The 14,472-nt window shown below is 65.3% G+C and carries 11 protein-coding genes; 10 read left to right on the top strand and 1 reads right to left on the bottom strand.

Annotation, left to right across the window (positions count from 1 at the left end):
- The first annotated feature begins 177 nt into the window (after positions 1-177).
- The 10 genes from AC3WJE_RS13890 (at position 178) to AC3WJE_RS13845 (ending at position 13,282) form a co-directional block, all read left to right on the top strand.
- Positions 178-1,542 (top strand): aspartate aminotransferase family protein, encoded by a 1,365-nt coding sequence (locus AC3WJE_RS13890; RefSeq protein WP_493731401.1) that lies wholly within the window; start codon positions 178-180, stop codon positions 1,540-1,542.
- 75 nt (positions 1,543-1,617) lie between these two features.
- Entirely contained in the window at positions 1,618-2,748 is a 1,131-nt protein-coding gene (locus AC3WJE_RS13885; RefSeq protein ID WP_493731400.1) for a polyamine ABC transporter substrate-binding protein, read from the top strand.
- A gap of 332 nt (positions 2,749-3,080) precedes the next feature.
- Entirely contained in the window at positions 3,081-4,190 is a 1,110-nt protein-coding gene (locus tag AC3WJE_RS13880) for an extracellular solute-binding protein (protein ID WP_493731404.1), read from the top strand.
- Between the two features lie 156 nt (positions 4,191-4,346).
- Complete coding sequence (locus AC3WJE_RS13875) at positions 4,347-5,549, top strand: HlyD family secretion protein (protein WP_493731399.1); 1,203 nt, start codon at positions 4,347-4,349, stop codon at positions 5,547-5,549.
- Entirely contained in the window at positions 5,546-7,126 is a 1,581-nt protein-coding gene (locus tag AC3WJE_RS13870) for an MDR family MFS transporter (protein WP_493731398.1), read from the top strand. Before AC3WJE_RS13875 ends, AC3WJE_RS13870 begins: the two co-directional genes overlap by 4 nt.
- Positions 7,126-8,601, top strand: a complete 1,476-nt coding sequence (locus AC3WJE_RS13865) for an efflux transporter outer membrane subunit (protein ID WP_493731397.1) — start codon at positions 7,126-7,128, stop codon at positions 8,599-8,601. Before AC3WJE_RS13870 ends, AC3WJE_RS13865 begins: the two co-directional genes overlap by 1 nt.
- 284 nt (positions 8,602-8,885) lie before the next feature.
- Positions 8,886-10,025, top strand: a complete 1,140-nt coding sequence (locus tag AC3WJE_RS13860; RefSeq protein ID WP_493731396.1) for an ABC transporter ATP-binding protein — start codon at positions 8,886-8,888, stop codon at positions 10,023-10,025.
- A complete protein-coding gene (locus AC3WJE_RS13855) occupies positions 10,022-10,933 on the top strand; it encodes an ABC transporter permease subunit (RefSeq protein ID WP_493731395.1) in 912 nt (303 codons plus the stop codon). Before AC3WJE_RS13860 ends, AC3WJE_RS13855 begins: the two co-directional genes overlap by 4 nt.
- A complete protein-coding gene (locus tag AC3WJE_RS13850; RefSeq protein WP_493731394.1) occupies positions 10,930-11,775 on the top strand; it encodes an ABC transporter permease subunit in 846 nt (281 codons plus the stop codon). The genes AC3WJE_RS13855 and AC3WJE_RS13850 overlap by 4 nt, the downstream gene beginning before the upstream one ends.
- A 142-nt stretch (positions 11,776-11,917) precedes the next feature.
- A complete protein-coding gene (locus AC3WJE_RS13845; RefSeq protein WP_493731393.1) occupies positions 11,918-13,282 on the top strand; it encodes an NAD-dependent succinate-semialdehyde dehydrogenase in 1,365 nt (454 codons plus the stop codon).
- Positions 13,283-13,376: 94 nt separating this feature from the next.
- Here AC3WJE_RS13845 and AC3WJE_RS13840 read toward each other — a convergent pair whose 3' ends face one another.
- On the bottom strand, positions 13,377-14,384 hold the full coding sequence (locus AC3WJE_RS13840; protein WP_493731392.1) for a magnesium and cobalt transport protein CorA: 1,008 nt from the start codon (positions 14,382-14,384) through the stop codon (positions 13,377-13,379).
- Between the last annotated feature and the right edge of the window lie 88 nt (positions 14,385-14,472).

Below are 14,472 nucleotides of genomic sequence, written 5' to 3'. Positions count from 1 at the left end.
GACGCGGCATCCATGCCGCGGCAGAAAACGACGCACATCCATGTGCGTCGCCCTTCGGGTTTTTCCCGCTGGCTCCGCCGCTGCGGATGGGGGCCCCGTAAAAGCCAAAGGCAGAGCAAAAGAAAAATCACGAGCAACAGCAACAGCAGAAAAATCAACGCAATGTTGGAGTTGGATATGGATCGGATTCAAACGCGGACACTGCAGGACCTGGATGCGGCCCATCACCTGCATCCGTTCAATGACAACGCGGCGCTGGCGAAGAAGGGCACGCGCATCCTGACCCGCGGTGAAGGTGTCTACGTCTGGGATGCGGAAGGTCATCAACTGCTCGATGCCTTCGCCGGGCTGTGGTGCGTCAACATCGGTTACGGGCGCGCCGAGCTGGGGGAGGCGGCGTCGAAGCAGATGCGGCAGTTGGCCTACTACAACAGCTTCTTCCAGTGCACTACCGAGCCGACCATCCATCTGGCCGCCAAACTGGCCGAGTTGGCGCCGGGCGATATCAACCACGCCTTTTTCACCAACTCCGGTTCGGAAGCGAACGACACCATCCTGCGGTTGGTGCGGCACTTCTGGGCGGTGCAGGACAAGCCACAGAAGCAGATCTTCATCGGTCGCCACGACGGTTATCACGGCACCACCGTCGCCGGTGCCAGCCTCGGTGGCATGAAGGGCATGCACAAACAGGGCGGTTTGCCGATCCCCGGTATCGCGCATATCGATCCGCCGTACTGGTATGGCGATGGATGCGATCTGAATCCGGAGGAATACGGCCTGCTCGCTGCTCGCCGGCTGGAAGACAAGATCCTCGAACTCGGTCCCGACAACGTCGCGGCCTTCATCGGCGAGCCGATCATGGGCGCGATCGGGGTGTATATCCCGCCGCGCAGCTACTGGCCGGAGATCGAGCGGATCTGCCGCAAGTACGACGTGCTGCTGGTCGCTGACGAGGTGATCTGCGGTTTTGGTCGCACCGGCGAATGGTTCGGTTCGCAGTACTTCGGTTTCCAGCCGGATGTGATGACGATCGCCAAGGGCATCACCTCCGGCTACATCCCGTTGGGTGCGGCGATGTTCAATGACCGTGTAGCGGGCGTGCTCAAGGAGCAGGGCGGCGAGTTGGCGCACGGTTGCACCTATTCGGGGCATCCGGTCTGCACGGCGGTGGCGCTGGAGAACCTGCGGATCCTGCAGGAGGAGCGGATCGTCGAGACTGCGCGCGATGAGATCGCGCCGTACCTGGCGCAGCGTTGGGCGGAACTGGGCGAGCATCGGCTGGTTGGCGAGGCGCGCATCGCCGGGCTGATGGGGGCGCTGGAGCTGGTGCCGGACAAGCACCGGCGTGGCTATTTCGACGACCGCGGCAAGGTCGGCGCGCTGTGTCGCGACTTCGCGCTCGGTCGTGGCCTGATCCTGCGTGCGACCAACGATGCGATGCTGTTGTCGCCGCCGCTGGTGATCACCCGCGCCCAGGTCGATGAACTGTTCGACAAGGCCTGGAAGGCACTCGACGACACCGCCACGGCGCTGGGCAAATAGCCCTGCGCTGAGTACGCTGGCATGGTTCCGGTCACGGCCGGCCTACCCACAATCCGGGACCCTGTGGAGACCACGATGAAGCTGCGAATCCTGAGCGTTGCCCTTGCCACCACCTTGCTTGCCGCGTGCGGCGGAAAGTCCGACGCAGGTGCCGATGCCGCCAAGACCCCCGGCGCCGAGGAGAAGGTCCTCAACGTCTACAACTATTCCGATTACATCGCCGAGGACACCGTCCCGAACTTCGAGAAGACGACAGGCATCAAGGTCGTCTACGACGTGTTCGACAGCGATGAGATGGTCGAGGCGAAACTGCTGGCCGGTGGCAGCGGCTATGACGTGGTGGTGCCGACGCTCAACTTCTTCGGTCGCCAGATCAAGGCGGGCGTATTCCTGCCGTTGGACAAGAGCAAGATCCCGAACCTGGCCAATCTCGATCCGGACGTGATGAAGCGTATCGCGCAGCAGGATCCGGACAACAAGTACGGCGTGCCGTACATGATCGGCACCACCGGCATCGGCTACAACGTCGACAAGCTCAAGGCCGCATTCGGCAGCACCGACATCGCCGGCAGCTGGGATCTGATCTTCAAGCCCGAGAACATCAGCAAGCTGAAGGATTGCGGCGTGACGATCCTCGATACGCCGTCCGATCTGCTGCCGATCGCGCTGAACTATCTCGGCCTGGACCCGCACAGCCAGAAGCCGGAGGAACTGCAGAAGGCGGCCGATCTGATCAAGACGATCCGTCCGTACGTGCAGAACTTCCACTCCAGCCAGTACGTCAGCTCGCTCGCCACCGGCAGCACCTGCCTGGCGGTGGGCTGGTCGGGCGACATCATCCAGGCGCGTGATCGCGCCGAGGAAGCCGGCAACGGCGTGCACGTGGCGTACTCGATTCCGAAGGAAGGTGCGCCGCAGTGGTTCGACATGCTGGCGATCCCGAAAGATGCCAAGCATCCCGAGAATGCCTACGCCTTCATCAATTACCTGCTGACCCCGGAAGTGGCCGCGGCCAACACCGACTTCATCCACTACGCCAACCCGGTACCGAAGGCGACGCCGCTGGTGTCGGAGGAGATCCGCAACGATCCGACGATCTACCCGCCGGAAGCAGTGAAGGCCAAGATGTTCACCTACGCGATCAACCCGCCCGAGGTCGATCAGCTGTACACGCGGCTGTGGACGGAGATCAAGACGGGACGTTGATGCTGCGGTTCCATTTGCATTGATTCGTGAAGTGTGTGGGAGGGACTTCAGTCCCGACGCTTTGCGTGCAGAGCCCGTCGGCACAGAAATCCTTCAAACACAAGTCCCCATGCGCCACGGCGCTCAAGCTGGGTTCTGTCGCCGCAGTGGGATAGGGGCTTTTCATCGCAAGGTTCCGGTGGAGCGCATCAGTGCTCCGCCAAGGTGTATCGGGAGGTGCCCAAGGCACCGCCCGCGCAGTAAGGGGGAGGGCAAACACCGGGCGTCGGCAACGACGTCTGCCTATCGCCGCCTGAGGGCGGCCCATGGAGACCACGATGAAGCAGCATGCGATGTGGGTGGCGCTGGCCACGTTGTGTCTGGCCGGGTGCGGGGAAGGTGGCAAGGGCGGCGGCGATGCCGCGGGCAACGCCGAGCCGAAGGTGCTGAACGTCTACAACTGGTCGGACTACATCGCCGAGGACACGGTGCCGAACTTCGAGAAGACGACCGGCATCAGGGTCGCCTACGACGTGTTCGACAGCAACGAGGTGCTGGAAGCCAAGCTGCTGGCCGGTGGCAGCGGTTACGACGTGGTGGTGCCGTCGTTGAGTTTCCTCGGCCGGCAGATCCAGGCCGGCGTGTTCCAGCCGCTGGATCGCAGCAAGATCCCCAACTGGAGCAATCTCGATCCGGAGATGATGCAGCGCATCGCCCAGCAGGATCCGGGCAACAAGTACGCGGTGCCGTACCTGTGGGGGACCACCGGCATCGGCTACAACATCGACAAGATCAAGGCGGTGTTCGGCACGACCGACGTGGTGAACAGTTGGGATCTGGTGTTCAAGCCGGAGAACATATCCAAGCTCAAGGACTGCGGCGTCACCATTCTCGACACCGCATCGGAGATCGTCCCGACCACGCTGCACTACCTGGGCGAGGATCCGAACAGCACCGATCCAGCGGTGATCGCCAAGGCTTCAGCCAAGCTCAGGGAAATCCGGCCGTACATCCAGAACTTCCACTCCAGCCAGTACATCGATGCGCTGGCCAAGGGCACCACGTGCCTGGTGGTGGGTTGGTCGGGCGACATCATGCAGGCCCGCTCCCGCGCCGAGGAGGCCAACAACGGGGTGCACATCGGGTACTCGATCCCGAAGGAGGGCGCGCTGCAGTTCTTCGACATGCTGGCGATCCCGAAGGACGCCAAGCACGCCGATGCGGCCTACCAATTCATCAACTATCTGTTGACGCCGGAAGTGGCCGCGGCCAACACCAATTTCGTCAGCTATCCCAATCCGGTGCCGAAATCCACGCCGCTGGTGAATGCGGCGATCCGCGATGACAAGACCATCTATCCGCCACCGGAGACGATGGCGAAGTTGTTCGGCCTGAAGGTCATGCCGCCGGAAGTGGACCGGCAGTACACCCGGCTCTGGACCGAGCTCAAGACCGGGCGCTGAACCGACCCGAAGCGCAGGGAAAGGGCGGCCTCTGGCTGCCCTTTTCCTATGTGTACTCATCGGTACAAGTAATAGTAAGGTAGCGCCCCTGACCATACGTCACCGTCCGTTTGTTGCGACGGTGACACGACGACGGCAACTCCAAGGAACCTGGCATTGAGCACCCCAGACGAAGATCAGGCCCGCGGGCATTCGCAATCTCCCTCCAACGGGTCCGATGACGGCCAGGACGGCAAGGACAGCAAGCCTTCGCCGCTCGCCAATCCCAGGGTCCGGTGGACGCTGACCATCATCGCCGTCGTGGTGCTGGTGTTGCTGGTGGGGTGGCTGGTGCGCTGGCTGCTGGTCGGCCGCTACCTGCAGGAAACCAACAACGCCTACCTGAAGGCCGATGCGGTGGCAGTCGCGCCGCGGATCAGCGGCTATGTCACCGAGGTATTCGTCAAGGACAACCAATGGGTCAAGGCCGGCGAGGTGCTGCTGCAGATCGATCCGCGCACCTACCAGGCCCAGCTCGAGCAGGCCGAGGCCGCCATCGCGGTCCGGCAATCGGATATCGCCGCGGCCCAGGCCAACGTGCAGGGCAGTGGTGCTCAGCTCGCGCAAGCGCGCTCGCAGGTAGTGGCGGCACAGGCCAGCCTCACGCTGGCCAAGGGCGAAGTCGCGCGCTTCACGCCGCTGGCGGCGTCTGGTGCCGACACCCCCGAGCATCTGGAAAGCCTGAAGCATGACCTGCAACGCGCGCAGGCCCAGTACGACGCCGCGCTCGCCCAGGTGAAGGGCGCCGAGAGCCAGGCAAGCGCGTCCGAAGCGCAACTCGGGCAGGCTCAGGCCGGGCTCAAGCAGGCCCAGGCCGATGCCGATGCCGCCAGGCTGGTCGCCAACGACACCCGCCTGACCGCGCGCATCGACGGACGCATCGGCAACAAGACCGTGCAGATCGGCCAGTTCATCGCCGCCGGCACCCGCACGATGACGGTGATGCCGGTGGAAGACCTCTACCTTGAAGCCAACTTCAAGGAAACCCAGATGGGCCTGATGCGCCCGGGACAGCCGGTGGCGATCGAGGCCGACGCGCTGGCCGGGGTGAAACTGCACGGTACGGTCGAGAGCATCTCGCCGGGTACCGGCTCGCAGTTCGCGCTGCTGCCGCCGGAGAACGCCACCGGCAACTTCACCAAGGTCGTGCAGCGGGTGCCGGTGCGTATCCGGATCGACGCCGGCGCCGAGGCGCGCAAGGTACTGGTGCCGGGCATGTCGGTGGAAGTCACCGTCGATACACGCTCGGCCAAGGACAGCAAGGCACTCGCCGAGAACGAAGCCGAGCGCAAGGACGGGAAGGGCGGAGCGGCGCAGTGAGCGCCAGCGCGGCTCATCCGGTAGCCGAGACGGGCCGACCGCGCAAGGCCGACGCCAGTGCCTGGCTGGCCGTGGCGGCCGGTACCATCGGCTCGTTCATGGCGACGCTGGATATCTCCATCGTCAATGCGGCGCTGCCGACCATCCAGGGCGAGGTGGGCGCCAGCGGTACCGAAGGCACCTGGATCTCCACCGCCTATCTGGTGTCGGAGATCGTGATGATCCCGCTCACCGGCTGGTTCGTGCGCACGCTCGGCCTGCGCAACTTCCTGCTGATCTGCGCGATCTTCTTTACCGCGTTCTCGGTGATGTGCGGGCTGTCCTCGACGCTGACGATGATGATCATCGGCCGCATCGGTCAGGGCTTCGCCGGTGGCGCGCTGATTCCTACCGCGCTGACCATCGTCGGCACGCGCCTGCCGCCCGAGCAGCAGACCCAGGGCACCGCGCTGTTCGGCATGACGGTGATCCTCGGGCCGGTGATCGGGCCGCTGCTTGGCGGCTGGCTGGCCGAAAACGCCACCTGGCACTACGCGTTCTTCATCAACGTGCCGATCTGCGCCGGACTGGTGGCGTTGCTGCTGCTGGGTCTCAAGCACGAGAAGGCCGACCTGGGTGGACTGTTGAAGGCCGACTGGCTCGGCATCTTCGGTCTGACCGCGGGATTGGGCGCGCTGACGGTGGTGCTGGAGGAGGGCCAGCGCGAGCGTTGGTTCGAGTCGGAATTCATCATCATGCTGTCGCTGCTGTCGCTGCTCGGTTTCGCCGCGCTGCTGCTGTCGCAGTTCATCCATCGCGAACCGGTGATCCGGTTGTCGATCCTGCGTAATCGCGCCTTCGCCTCGGTGTTCGTGATGGTGATGGCGGTGGGCATGATCCTGTTCGGGGTGATGTACATGATCCCGCAGTTCCTGGCGATGGTCTCCGGCTACAACACCGAGCAGGCCGGCTACGTGCTGCTGCTTGGTGGTGTGCCGACGGTGCTGCTGATGCCGTTGATGCCCTGGATGCTGGGCACCGTGGACGTGCGCTTGATGGTCGGTGTGGGCATGGCCGCGTTCGCCGGCGCCTGCTTCGTCAATCTCGGGATGAGCGCCGACAGCGTCGGCGTCCACTTCGTGATCGGCCAGTTGCTGCAGGGCGTGGGTCTGGCTTTCGCGATGATGGCGCTGAACCAGGCTGCGATCACCTCGGTGCCGCGCGAGCTGGCCGGTGACGCCTCCGGCCTGTTCAATGCCGCGCGCAACCTCGGTGGCTCGATCGGCCTGGCGCTGATCTCCACGTTCCAGGAGCGCCGCATGACCTTCCACCTGGAGATGATCGGCAGCTCGACCACGGCCAATTCGCCGCTGGCGCAGGATTATCTGCGCGACTTCGGTGCGCAGCTGCAGGCAGGTGGCGGCGAAGGGCAACTGCAGGTGTTCGCCCAGATCGGGCGGTTGGTGCAGCGGCAGGCCCTGGTGATGACCTACAACGACCTGTTCTGGATCTTCGGCGTGATCGTGGTCTGCACGTTCCCGCTGATCTTTGTGCTCAAGCCGCTGCCCAAAGGCGGCGGCCCCATGGTGATGCACTGATGACCACGCGTTCCTTGTTCCGCCCGTTGTTGTTGCCTGCGGCGCTGCCGTTGCTGTTGTCGGCGTGCATGCTCGGCCCGGATTACGTCAAACCCGACGTGGCTGGCGATGCGCTGGCGCAGCCGAAACTGCACCGCGCCGATCCGGCCGTCGTCACCGCCGCAACCCCGCCGCAACGCTGGTGGGAGGCGCTGGACGACGCGCAGCTGACCGCGCTGATCGAGCAGGCGCTGGGCAACAGCCCGAACCTGCGCGCCGCCGAGGCCAAGGTCGGTGCCTCGCGCGCGCTGGTGCAGCAACGCCGTGCCGAGCGGATGCCGGCCGTTGGCGCCACTGCAGCCTATGTGCACGCCAAGCTGCCGGATTCGGTAGCCGACGAGGTCAGCAGCATCGCGGCCACGCAAGGCCAGGCGCTCGATCTGAACGACGTCTCGCTGTACACGGCCGCATTCGATGCGAGCTGGGAGCTGGACCTGTTCGGCCGCCGCCGCCGCGCGCAGCAGGAAGCACAGGCGCAGGCCGAAGCCGACGAGGCTGAGCTGGCCGATGCACAGGTGCAGTTGGCGGCCGAGGTCGGCAGGGCCTACGCCAACTACCGTGGCACCCAGGCGCGCCTGGCGATCGCCCAGGACAGCCGCGACAAGGCAGCGCAGATGCTGGCGCTGACCCGCCAGCGGCGCGAGCGCGGGGCGGCCCCGCAGATGGACGTGGAACGTGCGCTGGCACAGTTGCGTCAGCAGGAGGCGGTGATCCCGGATCTGCAGGCGACGCTGCAGGAGTCACTGGACCAACTGGCACTGATGACCGGGCGCGTGCCCGGTGCACTCGATGCCACGCTGGCCGAGACACGGCCGCTGCCGAGCTTGCCGGCGGTGGTGCCGGTGGACGATGCCGCCGCGCTGATCCGTCGGCGTCCGGACGTGCGTCAGGCCGAGCGCCAGCTCGCCGCGTCCTCGGCCAAGATCGGCCAGGCGTTGTCGGGTTATTTCCCGCAGGTGACGTTGCTCGGGGGGATCGGGATGGGCGCAACGACGCCGGGTGGGCTCGGCTCCGACGCGGTCGGCACGATGGTCGCGCCGCTGCTGCGCTGGTCGGTGTTCGATTTCGGCAAGACCCGCGCGCAGGTCGCGCAGGCGCGAGCCGGCAAGGAATCGTATGCAGCCAGTTATGAGGGCAAAGTGCTGGCGGCGCTGCAGGATGCCAACGGCGCGCTGGCGCGTTTCGGGGCCTCGCGCAGGACGCTGGTGATGGCGGGCGAGGCGGCCGATGCGGCGGCGCGTTCGTCGGACCTGGTGCAGCAGCGCTACCGCGCCGGCGCGACCTCGCTGATCGATGCGCTGGACGTGCAGCGCCAGCAGTTGTCCGCGCGTGACAGCCAGGAGCAGGCGCGGATCAAGCTGCTGGTGGACTACATCGGCCTGCAGAAGAGCCTGGGCCTGGGCTGGCAGGCGCCGGAGCAGACGGCGGCGAGGTAGGTAGGCACGGGGCCTTTCCGGGGACCGCGGGCGCCGTGGCGCCTCGCGTCATCTTCCAGCCGTCGTCCCCCGCGAAGGCGGGGACCCAATGCCTCATGCTTCTCCGCGAGTTTCAAGTCGCTGGGTCCCCGCCTTCGCGGGAACGACGGTATTGGGTTCTCCTCGGGAGGCACCATGACGGGCGCGCCATGCTGTTGCCCGTCACGGTGACGCCGCTACACTGAGCCTACGGGCGGCGGGGATAGGCGCGGTGTCCGTGATCCTTCACTGATCAGGAGTGTTCGATGGCGTCGACCGAGGCCCGGCCGCAGCATCCATCCCCCGCCGTCGAGCGCCAGGGCAACTATCTTTCGATCAGCGGCGTGCGCAAGGAGTTCGACGGCTTCGTCGCGCTCGATGACGTCAGCCTTGAGGTGCGCAAGGGCGAGATCTTCGCCCTGCTCGGCGGTTCGGGTAGCGGCAAGTCGACGCTGCTGCGATGTCTGGCGGGTTTCGAAACCCCGACCAAGGGCCGCATCGTCCTCGACGGCCAACCGATGAACGACCTGCCGCCGTACGAGCGGCCGATCAACATGATGTTCCAGTCCTATGCGCTGTTCCCGCACATGACGGTCGAACAGAACATCGCCTTCGGCCTGAAGCAGGATGGCCTGGGCAAGGATGCAGTCCGCAAGCGCGTGGGCGAGATGCTCGAACTGGTACAGCTCGACAAGCTGGCCAAACGCAAACCACACCAGCTCTCCGGCGGCCAGCAGCAGCGCGTGGCGCTGGCGCGTTCGCTGGCCAAGGGACCGAAGCTGCTGCTGCTGGACGAGCCGATGGGCGCGCTCGACAAGAAGCTGCGCTCGAAGATGCAGTTGGAGCTGGTCAACATCATCGAGACCTCCGGCGTGACCTGCGTGATGGTCACCCACGACCAGGAGGAGGCGATGACGATGGCAACCCGCATCGCGCTGATGGACCAGGGCTGGATCCAGCAGGTCGGCACGCCGGACGAGATCTACGAATCGCCGACCACCCGCTTCGCCGCCGAGTTCATCGGTTCGATCAACACGCTGGAAGGCAAGATCGACGAGGACCAGGTCGACTACGTCACCATCCGTTCGCCCGCGCTGGAGCGACCGATCTACGTTGGTCACGGCATCAGCGGTTATGAGGGCCAGGACGTGGTGTTCGGCGTGCGCCCGGAGAAGGTGCTGATCAGCAAGGACGAGCCGGAGCAGGCCTACAACAAGGCGCAGGGGCGGATCGAGGACATCGCTTACTTCGGCAGCCATTCGGTGTTCCACGTGCGCCTGCCCAGCGGGGTCAGGATCATGTCCAACTTCACCAACCAGCAACGCTGGGCCAGCGAGGGCATGACCTGGGGCGATGAGGTCTGGGTCTCGTGGGGTGACAACGAAGGCGTGGTGCTGGTGTCATGAGCCTGGCCAAGCTCAAGCGTTGGCTGCCAGGCGCGCGTTGGGGCGTGATCCTGCCGCCGTACCTGTGGCTGATCGTGTTCTTCGCGATTCCGTTCCTGATCGTGTTGAAGATTTCCTTCAGCCGGCTGGCGATCGCGATGCCGCCGTACACGCCGCTGCTGGAGTATGTGGATTCGGCGCTGACGGTCCGTCTCAACCTCAGCAACTACCTCTCGCTGCTGGCCGACAACCAGTACCTGCTGGCCTACCTCAGCTCGATCAAGATCGCCGCGATCTCCACGCTGCTGGCGCTGCTGATCGGCTATCCGATCGCCTACGTGATCGCGCGGATGCCGCCGGCCTCGCGCAACATCGCGATGATGCTGGTGGTGCTGCCGTCGTGGACCTCGTTCCTGATCCGCGTCTACGCCTGGATCGGCATCCTCGACAGCAACGGCGTGCTCAACCGGTTGCTGATGGGCATCGGCCTGATCGATACGCCACTGCATATTCTCTACACGCCCATTGCCGCCTACATCGGCATCGTCTACTGCTACCTGCCGTTCATGGTGCTGCCGCTGTACGCCAACTTGGTCAAGCTCGACCATCGTTTGCTGGAGGCCGCCTACGATCTCGGCGCGCGGCCGTGGAAGGCGTTTCTCACGATCACGCTGCCGCTGTCGCGCAACGGCATCATTGCCGGCTGCATGCTGGTGATGATCCCGGCGGTGGGTGAGTTCGTGATCCCGGAGATGCTCGGCGGACCGGACACGTTGATGATCGGGCGCGTGCTGTGGGGCGAGTTCTTCAACAACCGCAACTGGCCGGTGGCCTCGGCGGTGGCGATCGTGATGCTGATCCTGCTGCTGATCCCGATCCTGATCTTCAACCGCTACCAGCAGCGCGAGCTGGAGGGCAAGCTGACATGAGCGCAACGCGTGGCAGCCGTTTCACCACCTGGCTGGTGCTGGGCTTTGGCTTCGCCTTCCTGTACCTGCCGATCCTGTTGCTGATCGTCTACTCGTTCAACGAGTCGCGCCTGGCCACGGTCTGGGCCGGGTTTTCGACCAAGTGGTACGGCGAATTGCTGCGCGACCGGCAGATGCTCGACGCCGCCTGGATCAGCCTGAAGGTCGCGTTCTGGACCGCCACCGCCTCGATGGTGATCGGCACGATGGCGGCGATGGCGATGACCCGGCTGCGGCGCTTCCCCGGCAAGACCCTGTTCGGCGCGCTGATCTCCGCGCCGCTGGTGATGCCGGAGGTGATCATCGGCCTGTCGATCCTGCTGATGCTGGTCTCGCTGGGCGGCGTGCTCGGGATCGCGCCGAAGGGCGTCATGGCGATCTGGATCGCGCACGTCACCTTCACCCTGTCGTTCGTGACCGTGGTGGTGTCCTCGCGCCTGCAGGAACTGGATCGCTCGCTGGAAGAAGCGGCGATGGACCTGGGTGCGAACCGGATCAAGGTGTTCTTCCTGATCACCTTGCCGATCATCGCCCCGGCGCTGGTGTCGGGCTGGCTGCTGGCATTCACGCTGTCGCTGGACGACGTGGTGATCGCCAGCTTCGTCGCCGGCCCGAATTCGACCACGTTGCCGATGAAGGTGTTCTCCTCGGTGCGCATGGGCCTGAGCCCGAAGATCAATGCACTGGCGACGATCCTGGTGCTGGCGGTGTCGGTGGCCGCGGCGATCGGCTGGTGGATCATGGCGCGCAACGAGAAGCGCCGGCAGTTGGATATCCAGCTGGCGCTGCAGGAAAACGGTTGAGTTCTTGTGGGAGGGGCTTCAGCCCCGACGGGCTTTACCGGGAAAGCCCGTCGGGGCTGAAACCCCTCCCACAGTTATGCCGCTGACATCGTGGCGACCTGCGTGGGATTAGCATGTGCGCATTCGTTCCAGGAGTCGCACGATGAGCTACCCCACCGTCAATCCCTATACCGGCCAGTCTGAATACACCGTCCAGTTGTTGGACAAGGCCGCGATCGAGCAACGTCTGGCCGCCTCGGCGAAAGCGTTCCCGGCCTGGGCCGCGCGCCCGCTGGAAGAGCGTGCCGAATTGCTGCGCAAGGTCGGCGAAGCACTGACCCGCCGCCGCGACGACATCCAGCAGATCATGACCGCCGAGATGGGCAAGCTGCGTCGCGAGGCGTTGGCCGAAATCGACAAGTGCGCGCTGGCCTGCACTTACTACGCCGAGCATGCCGCCGAGTACCTCGCGCCGAAGCCGATCCGTACCGAAGCACAGCGCAGCTACGTCGTCTACGAGCCGATCGGCTGCGTGTTCGCGGTGATGCCGTGGAATTTCCCGATCTGGCAGGTGTTCCGCTTCCTTGCGCCGTCGCTGATGGCGGGCAATGTCTCCCTGCTCAAGCACGCGGCCAACGTGCCGCGCTGTGCCGATGCCATCGCCGAGGTGCTGGCGGCAGCCGGCATTCCCGAGGGCGTGTTCGACGTGCTGCACATCGACAACGAGCAGGCCGCGGAGGTGTTGCGCGATCCGCGCATCGCCGCGGTGACGCTGACCGGCAGCGAGCGGGCAGGGCGCTCGATCGCGTCCAACGCTGGCGAGCAACTGAAGAAATCGGTGATGGAACTCGGCGGCAGCGATGCCTTCGTGGTGCTCGACGACGCCGACCTCGACAAGACCGTCGAAGTCGCGGTGAAGTCGCGCTTCGACAACGCCGGCCAGACCTGCATCGCGGCCAAGCGCTTCATCGTGGTCGAGCCGATTGCCGATGCGTTCGTGGCGAAGTTCGTCGCCGCTGCCGGTCGTCGCGTGCTGGGCGATCCGACGCAGGAGGCGACCACGCTGGCACCGATGGCGCGCGACGACCTGCGCGACGAGTTGCACAAGCAGGTGCAGGCCAGCATCGCCAAGGGCGCAAAGTTACTGCTGGGCGGTGCGCCGGTGCCGGGATCGCACGCGGGCTATCCGGCCTCGATCCTCGATGACGTGAAGCCCGGCATGCCGGCCTACGACGAAGAACTGTTCGGCCCGGTGGCGGCGATCATCCGCGTCAAGGACGAGGCCGACGCAGTGCGCGTCGCCAACGACACCCGTTTCGGCCTGGGCGGCAGCGTGTGGACGGCCGATGCAAAGCGCGGCGAAAACGTCGCCCGCCAACTCCAGTGCGGCGCCGCCTTCGTCAACGCCATCGTCAAGAGCGATGTACGCCTGCCATTCGGCGGCACCAAGCGCTCAGGCTTCGGCCGCGAACTGGCCGAACATGGCATCCATGAGTTCATGAACGTCAAGACGATTTACATGGCTTGAGGCCGGGACCGGGGGCCCGGGACCCGGAAGATCAAGAGCAAAGGGGGCTGATCTTGCCTTTCCGGGTCCCCGGTCCCCAGTCCCGGGTCCCGGCCTAAAGCCACCTGGCCCGCTTGAACAGTCGATACAGCACCACGCACGCCACCACGACCACGCCGATCAGGGCCGGGTAGGCGTAGCGGCCGCCCAGTTCGGGCATGTGCGCGAAGTTCATGCCGTACCAGCTGGCGACCAGGGTGGGGGCCGCCAGCAGCGCCGCCCAGGCGCCGAGGCGCTTGACCGTTTCGCCCTGCGCCAGCGTCACCAGCGACAGGTTCACGCTCAGCGCGGTGCCGAGCATTTCGCGCAGGGTGTCGATCGTGTCGTTGATGCGTACGGCGTGGTCGAGCACGTCGCGCAGGTAGACCACGATCTCGTTCGGAATCAGCGGGCTGGGGTTGCGCTTGAGGTGCGCGAGTACGTCCTGCAGCGGCGCGACCACCAGCCGCATCTTGTTGAGTTCGCGCTTGAGTTCGTACAGGCGCATCACCGTGCGGCGCTTGTAGCTCTCGGAGAAGATGTCCTTCTCCAGCGCTTCCAGCGTGTCGCGGCACTCGTCCATGATCGGCAGGTAGTTGTCGACCACGAAGTCGAGGATGCCGTACAGGCTGAACGCCGGGCCGAGCACCAGCATCGCCGGTTCGCGCTCCATGCGCGCGCGCACCGGCGCGTAGGACAGTGAGGCGCCATGACGCACCGTCAGCAGGAAGCGTGCGCCCAGGAAGGCGTGGGTCTCGCCGTAGCGGATGCGCTCATCGACCAGCTGCGCGGTGTTGACCACCACGAACAGCGAGTTGCCGTAGCTTTCCACCTTCGGTCGCTGGTGTGCCTTGAGCGTGTCTTCGATCGCCAGATCGTGCAGGCCGAATTCAGCCTGCAGCAGGCGCAGCACGTCTTCACCCGGCTCGTACAGGCCGACCCAGACGAAACCGTCCTTGTCTTGTTCGAGTTCCTCGCTGATGCGATCGAGACCGACATCGCGGCGCCGGCCCTGGCTGTCGTAGTAGGCGCAGGTGACGACGCAGGCGGGATGGTCGAGGTGGGGCTTTTGCTGATCTGTCATGGCCGGCATCGTGCGTCAGCGCGCCAGCGTCGGCAAGTCGCGGCTTTCCGTAGGAGCGGCTTCAGCCGCGATGGGGCTTTACCGGGAA

It is taken from the genome of Pseudomonas sp. GW821-FHT07E12, assembly GCF_058986605.1.
Note: the sequence above shows the minus strand (reverse complement) of the source record. Positions and strands in the feature narration are given on the sequence as shown.

What these genes read in the sequence shown, in the direction of transcription:
- AC3WJE_RS13890 (WP_493731401.1), top strand. Translation starts at nt 178, where the DNA reads ATGGATCGGATTCAAACGCGGACACTGCAGGACCTGGATGCGGCCCAT.
- AC3WJE_RS13865 (WP_493731397.1), top strand. Translation starts at nt 7,126, where the DNA reads ATGACCACGCGTTCCTTGTTCCGCCCGTTGTTGTTGCCTGCGGCGCTG.
- AC3WJE_RS13855 (WP_493731395.1), top strand. Translation starts at nt 10,022, where the DNA reads ATGAGCCTGGCCAAGCTCAAGCGTTGGCTGCCAGGCGCGCGTTGGGGC.
- AC3WJE_RS13850 (WP_493731394.1), top strand. Translation starts at nt 10,930, where the DNA reads ATGAGCGCAACGCGTGGCAGCCGTTTCACCACCTGGCTGGTGCTGGGC.
- AC3WJE_RS13840 (WP_493731392.1), bottom strand. Translation starts at nt 14,384, where the DNA reads ATGACAGATCAGCAAAAGCCCCACCTCGACCATCCCGCCTGCGTCGTC.
- AC3WJE_RS13885 (WP_493731400.1), top strand. Translation starts at nt 1,618, where the DNA reads ATGAAGCTGCGAATCCTGAGCGTTGCCCTTGCCACCACCTTGCTTGCC.
- AC3WJE_RS13880 (WP_493731404.1), top strand. Translation starts at nt 3,081, where the DNA reads ATGTGGGTGGCGCTGGCCACGTTGTGTCTGGCCGGGTGCGGGGAAGGT.
- AC3WJE_RS13845 (WP_493731393.1), top strand. Translation starts at nt 11,918, where the DNA reads ATGAGCTACCCCACCGTCAATCCCTATACCGGCCAGTCTGAATACACC.
- AC3WJE_RS13860 (WP_493731396.1), top strand. Translation starts at nt 8,886, where the DNA reads ATGGCGTCGACCGAGGCCCGGCCGCAGCATCCATCCCCCGCCGTCGAG.